24 protein-coding genes and 1 pseudogene are annotated in these 16,423 nt (G+C 65.7%); 10 read left to right on the forward strand and 15 right to left on the reverse strand.

The annotated features are described in order from the left end of the window. Positions 1 to 85: 85 nt before the first annotated feature. Positions 86 to 232 carry a hypothetical protein gene (locus G6N19_RS19880; RefSeq protein WP_193465498.1) on the reverse strand — a complete coding sequence of 49 codons (147 nt, stop codon included), beginning with the start codon at positions 230 to 232 and terminating at the stop codon, positions 86 to 88. A gap of 48 nt (positions 233 to 280) precedes the next feature. Continuing rightward, positions 281 to 1,204 (reverse strand): aromatic alcohol reductase, encoded by a 924-nt coding sequence (locus G6N19_RS19885; protein ID WP_041317916.1) that lies wholly within the window; start codon positions 1,202 to 1,204, stop codon positions 281 to 283. 201 nt (positions 1,205 to 1,405) lie between these two features. Here G6N19_RS19885 and G6N19_RS19890 point away from each other — a divergent pair, with 201 nt between their 5' ends. Continuing rightward, positions 1,406 to 1,615 carry a hypothetical protein gene (locus G6N19_RS19890; protein ID WP_013828986.1) on the forward strand — a complete coding sequence of 70 codons (210 nt, stop codon included), beginning with the start codon at positions 1,406 to 1,408 and terminating at the stop codon, positions 1,613 to 1,615. Between the two features lie 210 nt (positions 1,616 to 1,825). On the opposite strand, the gene G6N19_RS19895 is transcribed toward G6N19_RS19890, so the two are convergent. The 9 genes from G6N19_RS19895 to G6N19_RS19935 all read right to left on the reverse strand — a co-directional run bounded on the left by G6N19_RS19895 (position 1,826) and on the right by G6N19_RS19935 (position 7,796). Further along, on the reverse strand, positions 1,826 to 2,176 hold the full coding sequence (locus G6N19_RS19895; RefSeq protein ID WP_232062441.1) for a type II toxin-antitoxin system PemK/MazF family toxin: 351 nt from the start codon (positions 2,174 to 2,176) through the stop codon (positions 1,826 to 1,828). After that, positions 2,158 to 2,391 carry a hypothetical protein gene (locus tag G6N19_RS19900; protein ID WP_041317910.1) on the reverse strand — a complete coding sequence of 78 codons (234 nt, stop codon included), beginning with the start codon at positions 2,389 to 2,391 and terminating at the stop codon, positions 2,158 to 2,160. The genes G6N19_RS19895 and G6N19_RS19900 overlap by 19 nt, the downstream gene beginning before the upstream one ends. Before the next feature lie 42 nt (positions 2,392 to 2,433). Continuing rightward, on the reverse strand, positions 2,434 to 2,832 hold the full coding sequence (locus G6N19_RS19905; RefSeq protein ID WP_041317907.1) for a type II toxin-antitoxin system VapC family toxin: 399 nt from the start codon (positions 2,830 to 2,832) through the stop codon (positions 2,434 to 2,436). A gap of 26 nt (positions 2,833 to 2,858) precedes the next feature. Then, positions 2,859 to 3,098, reverse strand: coding sequence for a type II toxin-antitoxin system Phd/YefM family antitoxin (locus tag G6N19_RS19910; RefSeq protein WP_041317904.1), 240 nt, complete (start codon positions 3,096 to 3,098; stop codon positions 2,859 to 2,861). A 191-nt stretch (positions 3,099 to 3,289) separates the two neighbouring features. Continuing rightward, the gene (locus G6N19_RS19915) at positions 3,290 to 3,898 is read right to left on the reverse strand and encodes an LGFP repeat-containing protein (RefSeq protein ID WP_193465499.1); all 609 of its coding nucleotides are present in this window, start codon (positions 3,896 to 3,898) and stop codon (positions 3,290 to 3,292) included. A gap of 373 nt (positions 3,899 to 4,271) precedes the next feature. Beyond that, the gene (locus tag G6N19_RS19920; protein ID WP_193465500.1) at positions 4,272 to 5,525 is read right to left on the reverse strand and encodes a sulfotransferase family protein; all 1,254 of its coding nucleotides are present in this window, start codon (positions 5,523 to 5,525) and stop codon (positions 4,272 to 4,274) included. Next, on the reverse strand, positions 5,522 to 6,559 hold the full coding sequence (locus tag G6N19_RS19925; RefSeq protein ID WP_193466460.1) for a DUF1214 domain-containing protein: 1,038 nt from the start codon (positions 6,557 to 6,559) through the stop codon (positions 5,522 to 5,524). Before G6N19_RS19925 ends, G6N19_RS19920 begins: the two co-directional genes overlap by 4 nt. A gap of 234 nt (positions 6,560 to 6,793) precedes the next feature. Further along, positions 6,794 to 7,183, reverse strand: coding sequence for a nitroreductase family deazaflavin-dependent oxidoreductase (locus tag G6N19_RS19930; protein ID WP_041319838.1), 390 nt, complete (start codon positions 7,181 to 7,183; stop codon positions 6,794 to 6,796). A gap of 22 nt (positions 7,184 to 7,205) precedes the next feature. After that, positions 7,206 to 7,796, reverse strand: a complete 591-nt coding sequence (locus tag G6N19_RS19935) for a TetR/AcrR family transcriptional regulator (RefSeq protein WP_041317895.1) — start codon at positions 7,794 to 7,796, stop codon at positions 7,206 to 7,208. A gap of 123 nt (positions 7,797 to 7,919) precedes the next feature. Between G6N19_RS19935 and G6N19_RS19940 the strand changes: the two genes are divergently transcribed. The 5 genes from G6N19_RS19940 to G6N19_RS21475 all read left to right on the forward strand — a co-directional run bounded on the left by G6N19_RS19940 (position 7,920) and on the right by G6N19_RS21475 (position 10,416). Continuing rightward, the gene (locus G6N19_RS19940) at positions 7,920 to 8,654 is read left to right on the forward strand and encodes an SDR family NAD(P)-dependent oxidoreductase (RefSeq protein WP_193465501.1); all 735 of its coding nucleotides are present in this window, start codon (positions 7,920 to 7,922) and stop codon (positions 8,652 to 8,654) included. Between the two features lie 30 nt (positions 8,655 to 8,684). Next, complete coding sequence (locus G6N19_RS19945) at positions 8,685 to 9,110, forward strand: nuclear transport factor 2 family protein (protein ID WP_013828978.1); 426 nt, start codon at positions 8,685 to 8,687, stop codon at positions 9,108 to 9,110. 80 nt (positions 9,111 to 9,190) lie between these two features. Further along, the gene (locus G6N19_RS21465; protein ID WP_013828977.1) at positions 9,191 to 9,526 is read left to right on the forward strand and encodes an NAD(P)-binding domain-containing protein; all 336 of its coding nucleotides are present in this window, start codon (positions 9,191 to 9,193) and stop codon (positions 9,524 to 9,526) included. After that, positions 9,523 to 9,810 (forward strand): NAD(P)-binding domain-containing protein, encoded by a 288-nt coding sequence (locus G6N19_RS21470; protein ID WP_232062442.1) that lies wholly within the window; start codon positions 9,523 to 9,525, stop codon positions 9,808 to 9,810. Before G6N19_RS21465 ends, G6N19_RS21470 begins: the two co-directional genes overlap by 4 nt. Before the next feature lie 216 nt (positions 9,811 to 10,026). Continuing rightward, complete coding sequence (locus tag G6N19_RS21475; protein ID WP_232062726.1) at positions 10,027 to 10,416, forward strand: LLM class flavin-dependent oxidoreductase; 390 nt, start codon at positions 10,027 to 10,029, stop codon at positions 10,414 to 10,416. Here G6N19_RS21475 and G6N19_RS19960 read toward each other — a convergent pair. The 3 genes from G6N19_RS19960 to G6N19_RS19970 are packed head-to-tail and all read right to left on the reverse strand — an operon-like array spanning position 10,323 to position 12,412. Next, positions 10,323 to 10,748 carry a nuclear transport factor 2-like protein gene (locus tag G6N19_RS19960; RefSeq protein WP_013828975.1) on the reverse strand — a complete coding sequence of 142 codons (426 nt, stop codon included), beginning with the start codon at positions 10,746 to 10,748 and terminating at the stop codon, positions 10,323 to 10,325. The two genes, G6N19_RS21475 and G6N19_RS19960, sit on opposite strands and share 94 nt — an antisense overlap. A gap of 36 nt (positions 10,749 to 10,784) precedes the next feature. Next, positions 10,785 to 11,729 (reverse strand): SDR family oxidoreductase, encoded by a 945-nt coding sequence (locus G6N19_RS19965; RefSeq protein ID WP_013828974.1) that lies wholly within the window; start codon positions 11,727 to 11,729, stop codon positions 10,785 to 10,787. 53 nt (positions 11,730 to 11,782) lie between these two features. After that, positions 11,783 to 12,412 carry an NADPH-dependent F420 reductase gene (locus G6N19_RS19970; RefSeq protein ID WP_013828973.1) on the reverse strand — a complete coding sequence of 210 codons (630 nt, stop codon included), beginning with the start codon at positions 12,410 to 12,412 and terminating at the stop codon, positions 11,783 to 11,785. Positions 12,413 to 12,508: 96 nt separating this feature from the next. Between G6N19_RS19970 and G6N19_RS19975 the strand changes: the two genes are divergently transcribed. Both G6N19_RS19975 and G6N19_RS19980 read left to right on the forward strand, forming a co-directional pair. Continuing rightward, positions 12,509 to 12,988, forward strand: coding sequence for a MarR family winged helix-turn-helix transcriptional regulator (locus G6N19_RS19975; RefSeq protein ID WP_041317892.1), 480 nt, complete (start codon positions 12,509 to 12,511; stop codon positions 12,986 to 12,988). A gap of 134 nt (positions 12,989 to 13,122) precedes the next feature. Continuing rightward, a pseudogene (locus tag G6N19_RS19980) lies at positions 13,123 to 14,374 on the forward strand (HNH endonuclease signature motif containing protein). Positions 14,375 to 14,455: 81 nt separating this feature from the next. On the opposite strand, the gene G6N19_RS19985 reads toward G6N19_RS19980, so the two are convergent. Further along, the gene (locus G6N19_RS19985; RefSeq protein WP_083040271.1) at positions 14,456 to 14,884 is read right to left on the reverse strand and encodes a cellulose-binding domain-containing protein; all 429 of its coding nucleotides are present in this window, start codon (positions 14,882 to 14,884) and stop codon (positions 14,456 to 14,458) included. A gap of 160 nt (positions 14,885 to 15,044) precedes the next feature. Here G6N19_RS19985 and G6N19_RS19990 point away from each other — a divergent pair, with 160 nt between their 5' ends. Together G6N19_RS19990 and G6N19_RS19995 are read left to right on the forward strand one after the other, a co-directional pair. Then, positions 15,045 to 15,767: a FadR/GntR family transcriptional regulator gene (locus G6N19_RS19990; protein ID WP_013828969.1), complete on the forward strand. Its 723-nt coding sequence runs from the start codon at positions 15,045 to 15,047 to the stop codon at positions 15,765 to 15,767. Beyond that, positions 15,764 to 16,420, forward strand: coding sequence for a sterol desaturase family protein (locus G6N19_RS19995; protein ID WP_013828968.1), 657 nt, complete (start codon positions 15,764 to 15,766; stop codon positions 16,418 to 16,420). The genes G6N19_RS19990 and G6N19_RS19995 overlap by 4 nt, the downstream gene beginning before the upstream one ends. The last annotated feature ends 3 nt before the right edge of the window (positions 16,421 to 16,423 follow it).

A 16,423-nucleotide genomic window follows, 5' to 3' on the forward strand; every position in this document is an offset into this window, starting at 1 on the left:
GCGAAATCAATGCGTCCTGCTCAGGTGTCAGGCGCACCGCGAAATGGGGTGACCGTAGGCGAAGCGATTCACAAATTCATTGCCGCTACTCGTCCTCGGCGTCATCGCGGCGCGCAGCGTCGATCACCTCAGGCGATACCGGCCTGCGCAACCACGCCTGCAGTCGCATCAGCCCGCCGGCGATCGTCCCGACAGCGAGCATGGCAACAATGATCCAGAGCGCGGTCGACATGCAGCAATTCTCCCCGTGCCCAGGCGGCATGAGGCGATATTCTCAGCTCTAATGTTTCGCGCTGAGGTGTTTACGCGCCCACTCCTCGGTGGTCGTGGTGGGGATGCCGCGGGTGACGTTGAACGTACCGGCCTTCGGCCATGCCACGCCCTTGCCCTGGGCAAACACCGCACGGTACTTCCTCAGTCCGTCGTCGGGGTTCCGGTCGAGGTCGTGCAGTAGATGCGCGACGGTCCATTCATTGCGGATGACCTGGGCTCCCCTGGTCCGTCCGACGATCTCGGCGAGTTCGCGGTACGTGATCGTGTCACCGGCGACGTATATGACCTGGTTCGCGATGCGCGGGCGGGTCTGGACGATCTCCGCGGTGAGCACGCCGATGTCCTCCGGAGTGGTGACGGTGACTTCGGTGTCCCAACTGCCAAGTGCGTTAACAGTATTGGCGGGGAGGTCGACGACGCCGAAGCCGGGTTCGAAGAGGAAGCTGGTGAACATGCCCGTCGACACGATCACCCACTCGGTGGTGCTCTGGGCGCGGAGCATATCGCGCACGTCGAGTTGTTCGTCGAACAGGTCGTGAGGACTACCGCGTCCGATCGCGTCATAGTCGACGCCGAATTGCCACGGCAAGTATCGCGAAACCCGCGCCGCCAATGCGGCCTCGGTGATCTTTCGTTGGGTTCCCACCCCCGCCGCGAATCCGATGCAGCTCACCACCGTGTGGAACCGTCTAAGCACTGTCGACAGCTCAGCCGCCGACACCGTCGCAATGTCGGCCTCGACGATTCCGACGCCGCGGGCCGCGAACTCATCGCGGAGGCGGGCATGTCGGGGTGTGTCCGACGACCGTAGCAGCACCGTCACCGGCGGTGCGTCATCCCGACGAGTCAGTGCGGCAACAACGTTGCCGCCGAGCTCACCGGCTCCGATGACGAGGTGCTCTCTCCCAGTTGATGCTTGCTGTGACGCCATGATCCCTCCGGGGCGCTGATCAGGTCACGAATGCGAACGGTCGCGACAACAACCCGCTGCGGCGCAGCATTCCCCGCCATCGAAGTCGTGCCATGCAGCCGCCACGACCGCAATCGGCGCTTCACAGGAGCCGGCCCCGGCGGTGATCCTTTCGACCCGACCATTGGTGAGCTGCCGCCGTCCCCCCCGTAGGCTCACCGCATGCACAAGGTGACGCTGGCCAGCTCCGGGCAAGCGGCGATCCTGACAGTGGGACTGTCGGTCTATGCAGCGTTGGTCCTCGCCAGCATCGCGGTGGCGATCGACAGCGCCCACCGAGGCCGGCGACGCCGCGCGATCTGCTTCTCGGCGATCGCTGGGGTGCTGACCCTGGGCGGGCTGGTTGCGGCGATTTTCAGCAGCGTCGCGTGAACCCTCACAAAGCAGGACGGTCAACCCCGGATGATTGGCGGCGTCGGCCCAGCGCCTCTGCCCTGACAGATTCCATCTGACCTGCTGCTCCGCATCGCCGGGAATACGGCGGGATCGAATACGGCGGATTTCCAGCCATCTACGTCGTATTGCACTGCTAGCCAACGTCTTTCGGCGCGCCGCCGAGTCGACACGCCCGCGAGCCGAACGTCATAGATCGAGGACGACGCGTAATACCTGGTCAAGGGCCCGCATCTGGTCTGAGCCGATCATTCCTTGGCGAGATGACAGGCGTTCGACTGAGACGGCTCGCAATTGGTCGCAGCGAGCGTAGGACGTGTGATTCAGTCCGCTACCCTCGGGCTCCAATTCAACGTGGCTTCGCAGGCCGTAGCGGGCGGTCGTGATCGGGACGACCATCACGAGCCCGCCCGGCCCGTTGTTGAGGATGTCGACCGACACCACGACCGCTGAGCGGCGGAAAGCCGGCTCGTGGCCGACTGGCTGACCGAGATCTACGTAGTAGATCTCTCCTCGCCAGATCAAGCCAGTGCGTCCCACTCGTGACGCTCACCCAGATACTGCTCCCAGAGGTCGGGGTCCTTGCGCAGCCGCTGGTAATCCTCGTTGAGTCCCCGGAGGAACTCCTGCCGCTCCAAGGCGTCGATTGCTGCGTGTACGACGTCGACGACGGCGGCTTGACGATCCTTGGCCAGCGAGTGGAGACGCTCAGAATCCGACCGGCGGACTCGCACAGTGGTGGTTTCTGCTGCCATGCACTAAGTGTAGACGAAATGTAGATGCGAGGTAGGTCGTGGCTATCCAGGCTCCGGGTGTGTGACCACACGCAGGTCTAGCTGGGGTATCCCAGAGAAGTCACTGGGATTGCACGTGTACAACGGCACACCGTGCGCGACGGCACTGGCCGCGATGAGCGCGTCGTAGGCCCGCGCGGCGGGTTTGCGGCCCGACGTCCGCAGCGCGGCAGCGACGCCCCCAAAAGCACGTGCGCTCTCGGCGTCGAACGGAAGGGCCTCGAAATCCGCCTCCGCCTGCTGCAAGTGTTGCTGACGGGCACTACGTTCGGCATCGGTTCGAGCGACATGCGGCCCCACGGACAGCTCGGCGAGAGTGATGGCACTTATTACCGACTCGTTCGGCAACTCGTCGGGATCCGCCAATCGGCCGAGCAGAATCACCGTCGACGTGTCGAGCATGCCCCTTGACTGGCCAGCCGATCCCTTCACAGCGACGGATCCATCACGCTGTCCACGTCCGAACGCAACGCCGCGACGTCCACCCGCGGCAGGTTCCGGCGCCGGCGAATCAGCTCAGTCGGACTCACGCTAGGCCGTGGCAACGGGCACAGTTCGGCCACTGCCGCGCCATCACGCGTCACCACGATTCGTTCGCCCCGTTCCACCCTGCGCAGCACTTCCCCACCGTGGTTGCGCAGGTCGCGAACGGTCACCACCCCAGCCATATGCACAGGGTATCACCGGTGATACATATCTGCGCGGACGATGCAGCATCGTCCGCAACAACCTTGCGAGCCAGGAATACGGCAGGATCGAATATGGCGGGTTTCCGGTACTACGGAATCAAATATGGCGGATGCCACTAAGGTCGGTCAGCCGGCCGACTCGAGCCTGGACGTTCGCCCTTGACCCTGCGTTACAGCCCGGAGGGTACGGCCTTGCCGTTGACCGTCACCTCGACCTGGCCGGTCTTCGTGTCGTAGGCGATCTTTCCGTGCTCGAACGTCGACACCAGTTGATCGCCCACGGTGGTCTGGTCACTCGTTGGGATGCCCAACGGCCCCGCCGAACCGTTGTTCCCGGGAACTGCAGGCACGCCATCCTGGTCGCGTTCGACATTCCAGGCGTCCCGGATCTTGCCCTCGGCGATGTATGCCGGCGTGCCCGCTTCGCCGTTCTTGGCGACGATCGCGCCGCCTTGGAATTGCTGAAACACCACGCCGCTCTCTCGTGTGCCTGCGTTGTGGTCGCCAGTCAGCGGCTTGCCGAGAGACTCCTTCTGACTCTCAGTTGCCGACGAGTACTTAGCAGCGATCGGCCCTGTCAGGGTTACCTCGACGCCTCGCTCCCCGATGAGCTTCACATCGGCAGGTGGCGCCGGGACTCCAGCCGTGGTGGTGGCGATCAGCAAGACCTGAGGTGGCGCCGATGCGTCGGAAGTTTCTCGATGGCTGCACCCCACCGCGGTCACTGTGACGGCGATCAGGCCGATGGCTGCGGCGTGGCGGTGTGTGATCGTCCTCATGGACTTCCTCTCGCGCTTTGCTGTTCACCAAATCAGGCTGATCTCCTCGCCCGAACAGGACTATAGCCAAACCAGTAGCGTGGCGCAGGCGTGCCGCCTTGTCCACGGCATCCCATCGATCCTCGGCCCGGCGCGAATGGATGAAGTGTAGACATAACGCGATCATGACCAGGCTTCGAATTTCTGCGTCCGAACTCGATTCTGCGGCAGCACATTTAAGTGTCGTAATGATTCCCGTCACTGCGGGGTCGGCTTGGGCCTTGCTGGGATATCTGCGGGGTTGGCGAACTGGCAAGCGCGACAGTCCAGATCGTGCGCCATCCCGACGTCCCACCACCTCAAGAAACCCGCCTGGTCTAGCTGACCGGCGCCGCTACCCAGCCGCCAGCGACACGGTGTCGGTGTAGAACAGCATGCGTTCGCGCAGAGCCTGCGGGTCGATCCCGAAGTCGGTGGCCACGTACCGATGTTGGCCCTTTCCGTGGCGGGGTTGGGCACTGTGGTGCTCAGCGATCATCGCCGTGGAGTCCCCGGCGTCCAGGTCGGCGGCGGCGTAGATCCGGCGCAGGGTCGCGTCCGGATCGGAGACCAGGTCTGGGTAGTGGATGTCCAGCCATTTAACGGTCTGTGCCGCTGAGGATTTGCGAGCTGTGACCGCGCGCCGCAGCCACAGCTCGGTCTGCTCGGTCTGGAACCGGCCGACATCGTGACCGTCGACATGATCGCTGTAGGTGGATCGGTAGGTGGCGAACAGGCTGGCCCCGGAGACCACCGTCTCGACGATGTCACGGTGCAACCAGATCACGCAGGCACCGGGATAGGTCGCGATCAGATGTTCGAGCTCAGCGGTGTGTGCCGGCGCCTTGAGGACCCATCGCCGTCCGTCGTCGGCATCGAGGATCTGCAAGATGCGCCGGTGTTGAAAGTATTCCGCGGCGAACGACTCGCCTGCCAGCCAGCGGGCATACCCGTCCAGCCGGGTGGTGGCGGTGAAGCCCCAGTTACGCAACGTGGTGCCCATCGCCAGGACGCATTCCTCGGCCAGGTCCGGGCCGGAATCGTGGACGGCCGCCATGGTCGGGTTCAGGATGTGCAGCATCTGATGGCCGGATGCGCCGGCAGCCAACCGTTCTGCTCGCTGCTGGGGCTTCAGATCGCCGGCCATCAGCCAGGGCGCGCCGAGTTCCGCGGGCAGCGGTACCCGCAGTCGGGAGTCGCGACCCAGCAGCCGGAACAAGAAGGTGGTCCCGGTACGCCAGCCGCCGGTGATGATGATCGGTGCGGTCAGCGGCCGCTGCTCCAGGTCGGGATGCTCGCGCAGGTACGTGTCGATCGCCGCTCGGGCACGCAGCCGTCCCACCGCGGTGCTGTGCGCATTCTTGGCACCCAGGGCGTTGAGCCGGCCGTCCTCGGCCGCCGACCCCAGATAGTGCTCCAGGCCGGGCTTCCAGTCCGCCACCTCGCCGAACATGGCATCGCCACGTCCACGCGAGGCCCGGTCGATCACCGGGTCTATGGCGTCGACACCGAGCCGATACCTCTCGGGCCGCACGCCCCGGTCCTCTTCGGCCGACCGGTAGATCTGCTGTGCCGCGGCAGTCCGCTGCGGCGCATGCCACCGGGTCATCCTTGCGCCCGGATGTCACTGCGCCGCACACGCGTGACCGTGGGAAGCTGCGGTGTGCGGACAGGCTGCAAGAACCGGATCACCACGATGCCCTCCGGACGGCCCTCGGTGTCGATCCAGTCGGCGTCACTCGCCCCCGGATCCTCGGCAGCCAGCACGAACCGGTACCGGTCGCCGACGACGGTGGCGGTGGCTCCGGTGTAAGAGACGCGGCGATGACGGTGGTCGAGGGAATTGAGAAAGCGGCTGTAGACCAAAATGTTCCAGTAGCGGCAGTCCACCGTCTCCCCCTCGATCAACAGTGCCTCGCCTGGTGCCAGTTGCCACCCCCCGCGCACGTAATGGATGCCGGGCTCGGTGTACACCGCCCCGCCGGTCATCTCCTCCCAGTGCCGCATCTGGTTGGGTTGGGCCAGGTCTGCCGCGGTGGCGGCGGCCCAGATTTGCGGCAGATAGGTTGTCGCCGTTGCGAATCTGATCAGCTGGCGGGAGAACCTCTCCAGGTCGATCGGCACCGGTATCGCAGGTTGGGCGGCCGGGTCGATGGCACACCATCCGATGGCGTCGTGATGGACGTCATTGTGAAAGTGCCGGACCCACACCACGGTCGCGCCCGCGGGCAGATCCAGCCAGTCCCCCGTCGTCGGCCGCTGACCGCCGAGACTGACCTGATAGCCGCCGGCTTCATCGAAAGTCAGGGCGTCACTGTCTATCCGCGCGCTGGCCTGGGCATCGGTACCGCCGGCACCGGCATAGACCGTGATCGAGACATAGGCGGCATCGCCACGGTTCCCGCGAATCCGGTACCGCCCATCGGCACGGATGTCGGCGACCCAGTAGCGAAAATCCGGGTTGTCCATCAGGAACTTCTGCCGCCAGCCGTTGAACGGGACCAACTCGGGTTTGTCCCGGTCGACCTCGAAGCGGCCCAATTGATTCGCGAACGACCGCAGCAGCGCCCGGAGTCCGTCGGCCTGCTCTATTCGAGACAGCTCCGCGGTATCGGTGAGCACCTGCTCCCCCGCGGCACGCATGGCGTCGACAAGCCGGCGCCAGGCGTCGGCCTCGGGGCCTGGCGGCTCTGCAAGTCCGTCATGCTCCGTCGCACTCATACGTGATTCACCCGCGGATCGTGCCGGCAGTGGGTGAAGGGTCTTCAATGCGGATGCCCGCCTCAGCAGCACACACCGCGGGCCCCTTCCTGGCAGCGGGCTTCATCGCCCTGACACCGTGAAACACTATCGTGCGATGTGTCCGCAGGAGCCCGATCACTGCGGGTGACGTGTCAGCACCAGTACCGCCTCGTTGTACGGGAACAGCAGGTATAGCGGCCGCGAAAGCGGTTTGACGGTGTGAGCGGCTTGGCTCTTGCTGAGCAGGCGCGGCTTGGCGACCTGGTGGGTGCGGCCGTGCTTCCGGATGGCGGCCGAGCCATGGACGAGAACGTTGCGGACCCAATGCGTCGTAGGCCCGTAGCCGATGAGCAGGGCGTAGCCGTCGGCGGTGTCGAAAACGAGCAGCGGTGTGCGGTAATGGTTTCCGGTTCGGTGTCCGGTATGTTCTAGTATTCCCAGGGCGGGCAGGCGTCCTACGACCCGCAGCGCCGCCCGGTTGGTGAAGCGGCTATTGAATCGAGCAACCGAGCGCCCAACGCGCATTGTCGCCTCCTTGTTCGGCGGGTCAGCGTGCGCCAAGCGGTACCGCTGCCGCGGGGATGGCGTTGTCGATGAGGACGGCGGCGATGGCGGCTGCGGTGGCGAAGTTCTCGGAGTTGAGGACGCGGTTGCGTGCCGAGGCGCCGTCGAGCAGCAGAGCCAGTTGTTCGCCGAGCTGGTCGGGATCGGTGGCGCCGGCCTCGCGTGCGGTCGCGCTGAGCCGCGCGGCAAAGGCTTTCTTGTAGTCGCGGGCGTGCAGGCGGGCCGGGTGGTCCGGGTCGTTGATCTCGACGGCCGCGGCGATGAACGGGCACAGCGGGCCGTGGATGTCGAAGGCGGCAAGCAGCCGTTCGCGCGGGCTGAGGTCGCTGCGGTCGAACACCTCGGGCAGCACGTCAGGATCGAATCGGCGTAGGTGCTCAGCGATCAGCTCATCCTTGCCGCTGAAGTGCTGGTAGAACGTCCGTTTGGACACCTGGGCCACCGCGCAGAGCTGATCCATGCCGGTGCTGTTGATGCCTTGATCGCGGAACAGCTGTTGGGAAGCGCGCAGGATGCGTTCTCGTGCACCCCTGCCGCGGCGCAGCCCCTGCGGCCCCTTCTCCATCTCCGTCATCCGCCCAGCATAGCCCAGTTGGGTACCGATCGGTGTGCATAGCTTGTCATCGCTGCGATCTTCCGATACGGTACATACACTGATCGGTATACATAGTCTCAAATGAAGTGAGCGGAGCGGATCATGGGAAAGCTCGAGGGCAAGGTCGCGGTGATCACCGGCGGGACGAGCGGTATGGCGCTGGCCGGTGCCAAGTTGTTCGTTGACGAAGGGGCGCAGGTCTTCATCTCGGGCCGGCGCAAGGATGCGCTGGACGAGGCCGTCGAACTGATCGGCCGGAACGTGACCGGCGTGCCGGGCGATTCAGCCGACCTCGACGATCTGGACCGGTTGTTCGACACAGTCAAACGGGAAAAGGGCGCGATCGATGTGTTGTGGGCCAGTGCCGGGACGGGCGAGCAGGCCACACTCGGCGAGATCACCGAGGAGCAGTTCGATGCCACTTTCGGGCTAAACGCGCGCGGCACGCTGTTCACCGTTCAGAAGGCGCTCCCGCTGTTCAACGATGGCGGCTCGATCTTCATGACCGGGTCGAACGCATCGCTGCGGGGCTACCCCAACTGGAGCGTCTACGCAGCGAGCAAGGCCGCGCTATCTGCCTACGCACGGGTGTGGGTGTCGGAGTTGCGGGACCGCAGGATCCGGGTGAACGTGCTGATCCCCGGGCAGGTCTCCTCGCCGATGCTGGCGAAGGTGATGGACGAGGAAATGAAGGCGCAGTTCGAGTCGGTGATCCCGCGCCGCGAGATGGGCAAACCCGAGGAGATCGCTTCGGCCGCATTGTTCCTCGCCTCCGATGACTCGAGCTACGTCAACGGCATGGAGTTGGTGGTCGACGGCGGCACCACGGTCATCTGACACGGAGAGACAAGGACACAAGGAGTAGCCATGACCACATTCGCCCCGCACCGCGAGACGGTAGAGGCCTTTGTCGACTGCATGAACGGCGGTGCAGACAAAGACGCCCTTTCCGGCATTCTTGCCGAGGACGTGGTCCTGTACAGCCCACTCGACGACGAACCGGTCACCGGCCGTGAGGCGGTGCTGGAAGCCATCCGGACCGTCAGCGTGATGGCGGCCGACCTCCGCTATGGGGAGGTTCTCACCGGCGAGACGCACCACGCCGCGCACTTCCGGTTGGAGATCAACGACACCGGGGTCAATGGAATGGACAACATCCGCCTCGACGCGGACGGCCAGATCGCCGAGGTGACGATCTGGTGGCGCCCGCTGCCGACCGGCGTCGAGATGCAGGGACATCTTGCCGGTCTGCTCGGCATGAAGCCCTGGGAACTCCTCACCCACACGGGGTAACGGCCAAGCCCACCCCGACCTCACCCACCCAGACCGTCGGCCTGCACCCGAACGAGACCACAACCGGAAGAGAGCACATCATGAACAGCATCAGCATCATCGGCTCGGGCAACATGGCCAGCGCCATCGGCACTCTCGCCGTCAAGGGCGGCAACGCCGTCGAAATCATCGGTCGCGATGCGGCCAAGGCCGCAGCCCTGGCCGGGACGCTCGGCAACGGCGCGACGGCCGGAACGTGGGGCGCCACCCCAACCGGCGACATCGTCATCCTCGCAGTGCTTTTCGACAGCGCCGTACCGATCGCCAGCCAGTTCGGGGACGCGCTGGCCGCAAGACCATCGTCGACATCACCAACCCCTTCAACCCCAGCGCGACCGGACTGGCTGTCCCCGACGACACCTCCGTCGCGACAATGATCGCCGAGGCCGCCCCGGTCAGCGCCCACGTCGTCAAGGCGTTCAACACACTCTTTCGCGACGTACTGGCCGCCGGTGGTCCGCTGGATGTGTTCATCGCCGGCGATGACGCTCAGGCCAAAGCGCGCGTGTCTACGTTCATCAGGAGCCTCGGCATGCGCCCGCAGGACACCGGCGATCTGGGCATGGCGCACTGGCTGGAGGGCGCCGGCCTGCTGTCAGTAGGCCTGGCCGGCAACGGCGTGGGGAACTTGAACTTCTCTCTCGGCGTGAACCTCGGCTGAGACGCCGGTGCGGGCCAAGCCGGAGGAGGTTTCGCTATGTCAGAAGTCAGCTCAGGCCGACAATTGTGCGCCTGGAGAGGATTCACGCGATGAAGCTCGGTTCCGTCATTCCCATTGTCGAGCCTGCCGTTACCAGCGCTGTTGGCCTGAGCGCATTCTGCCGAGGTGCACATGCGGGCCATCTATCCGGGCAAAGAGCAGCCGTACCCGCCGCAGATGACCCGCTACCTCGATCCGGTGCTGCTGTGGACGGTCGCCGCCACGGCGACCAACCGAGTGCGACTGAACGCCAGCACGCTTAGCACGTTCTACTACGAGCCAACGCATTTGGCCCGGCAGCTGACAACGCTCGACGTGCTCAGCGACGGCCGCCTCGACATCCGTGTGGGAGTCGGCTGGATGAAGGACGAACATGACACCGCCCGGGGCGCCGACTGGCGCCGCTACTCGACTTCGCCGGCCACGCAATCACCACGTGGGGCAATCGTCGGACGGTCTGACGGGCTTGGTGGTCACTCCCCGGTCGTGCGTAACTCCCAGGGCTGCATACCGATTGCATCCGCCAGGTTTCGTTGCAGCGCAACGCCATCTGGCAGGGTGCGGTAGAAGATGCTCACCTCGGCGATCTTGCCGTCCGCGTCGGGCAGGACGAAGAATATGCCGTTGACCGCCGCATCTCCGACTTGCAGCCGGAAGTGTGCGGCGTGGTGGGTCTCGCCGCTGAGCACCTCCAGGTAACTGTCGTCGGATGCGAGTCCGTTCACGGTCTTTATGGTCTCCACCGCGACCTCGCGGCCGGTGACCGGCTCACCGCCGAACGGGCTGTAGATCACCACCTCCTCGGCGAGCAGATTGGCGAGGGTGTCTTTGTCGGCGCCGCCATGAATGCAGTCGACGAAGTACTCCAAGGTTTCGCGGTGCGGGGCGAACGTGGTCATGAACCCTCCTGGGACTAGGTGTGGTCGGGCGCGCGGCTAGGCCGTCAACCGGCCGGGGAAGTAGTTCCCGTTGTCCAGATCGGCGAGCAGGCTGGGTTGAGTGGGTTCCCAGCCGAGGGTTCGGCGCGTAATGAGGTTGGAGGCCGGAAGGTTCAGTGTGACCAGATTCGTGAACATGCCGAAGTATCCCGGCAGCATCAGTTCATCCACCGGAATGCTCACGACGGGCAGGCCCAGACGGCCGCCGATGGCCTCAGCAATCTCCCGGAACGGGATACCCCCGTCTTCCACCGCGTGCCAGTAGCTGCCGACCGGGCCCTTTTCCAGCGCCAAGCGGAACAGGCTGGCGACGTCGCGGATATGCACTGCGCCCCAGAGGTTCTCGCCGTCGCCGGGGTAGCCGACGATGCCCTTCTCTTTCGCAAGCGCGATCACCCCCGGCAGGAAGCCGGCACGATCGGTCGTGCTGTGCGCGACTGTGGGCAATCGCACGATCGAAGACCGCACTCCCCGCTCGGCGAGGCCGATTACGGCGAGTTCCACAGCATTGCGGAAACGCAGGGTGCCCCCGTACTCGTTCCCACTGGGCCGGGCCGGGTCCGCCTCGGTGACCGGACGCCCCAGGTTCCCGGGCGAGGCCATGCTGCCCGCCGCGACCAGTGGCTTCCCGGTTCCCGCGAGTGCCTCGCCGTAAGCGAGCATGACCGGTACTTCCGCGGCGGTCACGGCGTCGATCCCGCCGGACGGAAGCAGGTCTTGGCGGTGCGCGACGTGGATCACCCCGTCGGAGCTCGCGGCCGCCTCCTTGAGCCCGTCGAGATCTTCAAGGCTGCCGCGGTGCACTTTCGCGCCGAGCGCGGTCAGGGCCGCGGCTGCCGTGTCCGACCGGGCCAGGCCGGTGACCTCGTGCCCGGCGGCGACGAGTTCGGGGATGATGTACGAACCGGAGTGGCCGGTCCCGCCGGCGACGAAAATGCGCATGTGACTGTCCTTTTCAATGGAGGTGCAAGGGGTGGTTGTTCTCGGGTTGTCGCTCAGCTGAGAACGTTGGCGCCGACGAAGAAGTCGGTGTGCTTGATGGAGTGGTTGAGAAGGCTTAGCTCCAGCAGGCCGACATTCTCAAGTGCCCGCGCCATCGACAGCGGCCCGGCGTCCAGCGGACGCAGCCCCAGGCTCTCGATGAAGTCCGACACGCGCGCCTTGGCCGACGCGTCGTCGCCGGCGATGAACACGTCCGCCGGGCGGCCCTGGGCCGGGCTGTCCGCCACAACGTTGGCGAACAAGGTGTTGAATCCCTTGACGACATGCGCGCCGGCGGGGGCGGCCTCGGCGATCTCCTGCGCGCCGGAACTGCCTTCGGGGGTGACAAAACCCGTCAAATCGGGGGTGACGGGGTTGGTGATGTCAACGACGACCTTGCCGCGCAAAGCATCCCCGTACTCGCTGACCACCGCTGCTGCGCTGGCGTACGGCACGGCCAGGATGACGATATCGCCGGCCGGAGCGGTCCCGGCCGTCCCGGCGGTGGCGCCGAGCGCGGCGGCCAACTCCTTGGTTTGGACCGGGTCGCGGCCGATGATCTCGACTTCGTTGCCGCCGGCGAGCGCCCGACCGGCCAGCGCGCCGGCCATGTTGCCCAGGCCGATGATGCTGATGCTGTTCATGAGATATCCCGTCTTGGTCGACGAATCAAAAGGTTGACCTCTCAACCTTAATCCGATTTGGATGATGCGTCAACCAATTTGGGGTAGCATCTGTGGATGGAACCGAACTGGCTGAACCCTCGTGAAAGCCGCGCCTGGCGAGCCTTCATAGACGCCAACCAACAGATCGAAGCCCACTTGAGCCGGCGCTTGCTGGAGGCCGGCCTGTCCGGGGCCGACTACTCGGTCCTGGCGGCGCTCTCGGCTCTCGACGGAGACCGCATGTCCGCCCGCCAGTTGAGCCAGACACTGGGCTGGGAGAAGAGCCGCCTCTCCCATCAGGTGCGGCGCATGCAGAAAGACGGGCTGATCGGCCGCGAGCCCAACCCCAACGACGCCCGCAGCACCATGGTCTGTCTGCTGCCGGCCGGCCGCGCCGCGATCGAGAAGGCCGCACCCGGACACGTCCAGGACGTCCGCCGGAACTTCGTCGACCTCTTCACCCCGGCTGAGCTGGACACGCTCGCCACCCTCAACGAACGAATCCTGCACCACCTGGCCACACACCGCGACTCCGCCATCGACGCGGAGCCTTGATGACTCCTGCCGATGGCGGCCGGCACTTCGGCGCGAGCCGGCGAACCCGGTTCGCAGCCGACGTGCCGGATCGGCTTTCCCCCATTGGACGTTTGCTCGCCGAACTTGTCGGACACTCCTGCAATGCTGATGTCATGTCCTCGACCGCACCTGCCGGCAGCACCAAGTTGGGTCCGTGCCAGCGCATTGATGTGCTGTTCGATGAGTTGGCGGAGTTGGCCGGGCAACGCAATGCCATCGACGGGCGCATTGTGGAGATCGTCGCCGAGATCGAACGTGACCAACTGTGGGGGGGCCACTGGGGCGCGCTCGATCCCGGCACTGGTGGCCTGGAAGACCGGAGTGTCCCCGAGTAACGCGCACACCATCAGCACCGTGGCGCACCGGCTCGACGAGTTTCCACGCTGCGCACAGGGGATGCGGGAAGGCCGGGTGTCGCTGGACCAGATCGGGGTGATCGCCCAGCGCGGCGGCGACGGCTCCGATGAGCACTACGCGGAGCTGGCCGGGATGGCCACCGTCAGCCAGCTGCGCACCGCGGTCAAACTCGAACCACGCCCGCAACCCGACCCCCGGCCAGAACCGGCACGCTCGATCACCAAGACCAGCGACGAACACGGCAGCTGCTGGCGCATCAAACTCGACCACCACGACGCGGCGAAATTCGACGCCGCCCTGCAGTCGCATCTGGATGCGCTGATTACCGCGTGGAAACACGACCATGACAATGATGACCGCGCATCAGGGCAGCAGCTGCCGTTGCCGACTACCGCCGATGCGTTCATGCGCCTGATCGAAACCGGCTGGGACAGCGAAGCCGCCCGCCGACCCCACGGCCAACACACCACCGTGGTGGTGCACCTCGACGTCGAACACAAGGCCGCCGCACTGCACCTGGGCCCAGTGCTCTCCGAGGCTGAGCGCCGCTACCTGCTCTGCGACGCCACCTTTGAGGCCTGGTTCGAGCGCAACTGCGAACCCATCGGCGCCGGGCGCACCACCCGCGGAATCAGCCGCCGGTTGCGCCGCGCCCTCGAGCATCGCGACCGGACCTGTGTGGTTCCCGGCTGCGGCGCCACCCGCGGGCTGCACGCCCACCACATCGTGCACTGGGAAAACGGCGGGGAAACCGAACTCAGCAACCTGGTGCTGGTGTGCCCGTATCACCACCGCCAGCATCATCGAGGCATCATCACCATCGCCGGTCCACCCGAGCACCTGGTGGTGACCGATAGCGGCGGTACGGAACTCCATTCAGGGTCGCTGGCGCGCCCGCCCAGCGGCCCGCCGCCCGAGGTTGCGCCCTACCCGGGGCCGACCGGTGAGCGTGCCGATTGGTGGTGGTACCAGCCGTACCAACCGCAGGCGCCACCGACGGTCAACTGACGCCCGCCGGCTACGAGCCGGTCGGTCCCTGGGCCCCGCAGCAGCCGAACAACGGCGCTGATCCGACCGCCAGGCGCGACATCAGTTGCACAGATACTGCCTGTTGAGCACACAGTTCACTGGTGGCGAATACGTCCCGGTCAGCACGCCCCGGAAACCACCGGTGGCCGAACCACCCGGCGCGATGATGCGATTCCAATTGGCGGGACCGAGAACATGGTGCGTACCCGATCTCGCAAAGGTGCTGCTCCAACTGTGCGAGATGGACTGTCCCGCCGGCATGTCGAATTCGAGCCGCCAATCGGTGAGCGGCGCCGCGCTCCTGTTCGTGACGACGAAGCGCGCGATGAAGCCGGTCTGCCACGTCGATGTCACCGACAGCGTCGCGCTGGCCGCAGCCGCATGAGCCACGGCGGTGGTGGCCAGTCCCAGGATGACAACCATCAATGCCGCCACGCCGACGTGAAGCGCAGTACGTAAGCGCTTCGCGCACCTGTCCAGCCGGCCCATAGCAGCAGACCGTAGATCCGGACAGCTGATTTCGGCCCTAGGGCACGGCACAAGCTGCCATACGTTGCCTCAACCGACATCGTCGTGAAATCTTCACCTCGACATTCAAGAACTGGTCTGACCACTTGACCTCTGGCCACGAATCGGGCAAGTTGGCAGTATGGCTCTGCGGCAGGTGACTCGACGCTCGGTACCCGAACACGTCTTCGAGCAGATCATGTCCGAGGTGCTCAGCGGCGAGATGGCACCCGGCGAGGTGCTGCCGAACGAGCGCCGGCTCGCCGAAGTGCTCGGCGTGTCCCGACCGGCGGTTCGGGAGGCACTCACTCGGCTCAACGCTGCCGGCCTGATCGAAGTCCGGCACGGCGACGCCACCACCGTGCGGGACTATCGCCGTCACGCGGGCCTGGACCTGCTGCCCCGCCTGCTGGTACGCGGTGAGGAGTTGGACCTCGAGGTCGTGCGCAGCATCTTGGAGGCCCGGCTGCACAACGGGCCCAAAGTCGCCGAGCTGGCGGCCCAGCGCAGCGGCCCGCAGGCGGCCGCGGTGCTCAACGGCGCCGTGGACGCCCTTGTCGCCGAAGCGGACCCGGTGCAGCGTCAGCGCGCGGCACTGACGTTCTGGGACCACGTCGTCGATGCCGCCGACTCCATCGTCTTCCGGCTGATGTTCAACACGCTGCGTGTCACCTACGAACCGGCCCTGGAAGCCCTTGCGACCGTGATGGCCGTCGAGGTCAGCCATCCGCAGCCGTACCAGCGGGTGGCACAGGCGATCGCCGCCGGCGACCCGGCGGGCGCCCGCCGCGCCGCCGTCGAGCTGCTCGCACCGGCCACCGACGCCCTGCTCACCGCCCTGTCCGGCTTGGACCAACAGCAATGACCACCCGTGCGCGATGCCGCCTCACGCTGTCCGATGCGGGCCGGGAGTTTTGGCGCCATCCCTCCCCCTGGTGCCTGGCGCTGACGTTCATCGCGGCGCTGACCGCCCGGATCGCCGTCGGCGACTGGCAACTCACCGATGCTGTGCTGCCGGCGCTTATGATCGTCGCTTTTCCAGTGTTCGAGTGGGTCATCCATGTCGGCATCCTGCATTGGCGGCCCCGCTCGGCCGGCCGCTTCACCCTGGATCCGTTGCTGGCGCGCAAACACCGCGAGCATCACCGTGACCCGCGGCAGGTCGAGCTGATCTTCATACCCCGACAGACCCTGCTCTGGTTGATCCCGACTGCCGTCGCGGTGCCGTTGCTCGTCTCCAACCGGCTCGGCCTGGGACTAACATCGGTGGTCGTGTTGACCGGCCTCGGGTTGGTCTACGAGTGGACCCATTACCTCATCCACACCGACTACAAGCCGAAAACCAGTGCCTACCGGTCGATTTGGCGCAATCACCGCCAGCACCACTTCAAGAACGAGAACTACTGGTTCACGATCACCACCACCGGCACCGCCGATCGGCTGCTCGGTACACACCCGGATCAGTCGACGGTACCGACATCCCCGACCGCTAGGAATCTGCACGGCGCGACCCGCTGATCC

The organism is Mycobacterium novum (assembly GCF_010726505.1).
GTDB lineage: Bacteria > Actinomycetota > Actinomycetes > Mycobacteriales > Mycobacteriaceae > Mycobacterium > Mycobacterium algericum.

What these genes read in the sequence shown, in the direction of transcription:
- G6N19_RS19880 (WP_193465498.1), bottom strand. Translation starts at nt 232, where the DNA reads ATGTCGACCGCGCTCTGGATCATTGTTGCCATGCTCGCTGTCGGGACG.
- G6N19_RS19885 (WP_041317916.1), bottom strand. Translation starts at nt 1,204, where the DNA reads ATGGCGTCACAGCAAGCATCAACTGGGAGAGAGCACCTCGTCATCGGA.
- G6N19_RS19890 (WP_013828986.1), top strand. Translation starts at nt 1,406, where the DNA reads ATGCACAAGGTGACGCTGGCCAGCTCCGGGCAAGCGGCGATCCTGACA.
- G6N19_RS19900 (WP_041317910.1), bottom strand. Translation starts at nt 2,391, where the DNA reads ATGGCAGCAGAAACCACCACTGTGCGAGTCCGCCGGTCGGATTCTGAG.
- G6N19_RS19905 (WP_041317907.1), bottom strand. Translation starts at nt 2,832, where the DNA reads ATGCTCGACACGTCGACGGTGATTCTGCTCGGCCGATTGGCGGATCCC.
- G6N19_RS19910 (WP_041317904.1), bottom strand. Translation starts at nt 3,098, where the DNA reads ATGGCTGGGGTGGTGACCGTTCGCGACCTGCGCAACCACGGTGGGGAA.
- G6N19_RS19915 (WP_193465499.1), bottom strand. Translation starts at nt 3,898, where the DNA reads ATGAGGACGATCACACACCGCCACGCCGCAGCCATCGGCCTGATCGCC.
- G6N19_RS19920 (WP_193465500.1), bottom strand. Translation starts at nt 5,525, where the DNA reads ATGACCCGGTGGCATGCGCCGCAGCGGACTGCCGCGGCACAGCAGATC.
- G6N19_RS19925 (WP_193466460.1), bottom strand. Translation starts at nt 6,559, where the DNA reads ATGCGTGCCGCGGGGGAGCAGGTGCTCACCGATACCGCGGAGCTGTCT.
- G6N19_RS19930 (WP_041319838.1), bottom strand. Translation starts at nt 7,183, where the DNA reads ATGCGCGTTGGGCGCTCGGTTGCTCGATTCAATAGCCGCTTCACCAAC.
- G6N19_RS19935 (WP_041317895.1), bottom strand. Translation starts at nt 7,796, where the DNA reads ATGACGGAGATGGAGAAGGGGCCGCAGGGGCTGCGCCGCGGCAGGGGT.
- G6N19_RS19940 (WP_193465501.1), top strand. Translation starts at nt 7,920, where the DNA reads ATGGGAAAGCTCGAGGGCAAGGTCGCGGTGATCACCGGCGGGACGAGC.
- G6N19_RS19945 (WP_013828978.1), top strand. Translation starts at nt 8,685, where the DNA reads ATGACCACATTCGCCCCGCACCGCGAGACGGTAGAGGCCTTTGTCGAC.
- G6N19_RS21465 (WP_013828977.1), top strand. Translation starts at nt 9,191, where the DNA reads ATGAACAGCATCAGCATCATCGGCTCGGGCAACATGGCCAGCGCCATC.
- G6N19_RS21470 (WP_232062442.1), top strand. Translation starts at nt 9,523, where the DNA reads ATGATCGCCGAGGCCGCCCCGGTCAGCGCCCACGTCGTCAAGGCGTTC.
- G6N19_RS21475 (WP_232062726.1), top strand. Translation starts at nt 10,027, where the DNA reads ATGACCCGCTACCTCGATCCGGTGCTGCTGTGGACGGTCGCCGCCACG.
- G6N19_RS19960 (WP_013828975.1), bottom strand. Translation starts at nt 10,748, where the DNA reads ATGACCACGTTCGCCCCGCACCGCGAAACCTTGGAGTACTTCGTCGAC.
- G6N19_RS19965 (WP_013828974.1), bottom strand. Translation starts at nt 11,729, where the DNA reads ATGCGCATTTTCGTCGCCGGCGGGACCGGCCACTCCGGTTCGTACATC.
- G6N19_RS19970 (WP_013828973.1), bottom strand. Translation starts at nt 12,412, where the DNA reads ATGAACAGCATCAGCATCATCGGCCTGGGCAACATGGCCGGCGCGCTG.
- G6N19_RS19975 (WP_041317892.1), top strand. Translation starts at nt 12,509, where the DNA reads ATGGAACCGAACTGGCTGAACCCTCGTGAAAGCCGCGCCTGGCGAGCC.
- G6N19_RS19985 (WP_083040271.1), bottom strand. Translation starts at nt 14,884, where the DNA reads ATGGGCCGGCTGGACAGGTGCGCGAAGCGCTTACGTACTGCGCTTCAC.
- G6N19_RS19990 (WP_013828969.1), top strand. Translation starts at nt 15,045, where the DNA reads ATGGCTCTGCGGCAGGTGACTCGACGCTCGGTACCCGAACACGTCTTC.
- G6N19_RS19995 (WP_013828968.1), top strand. Translation starts at nt 15,764, where the DNA reads ATGACCACCCGTGCGCGATGCCGCCTCACGCTGTCCGATGCGGGCCGG.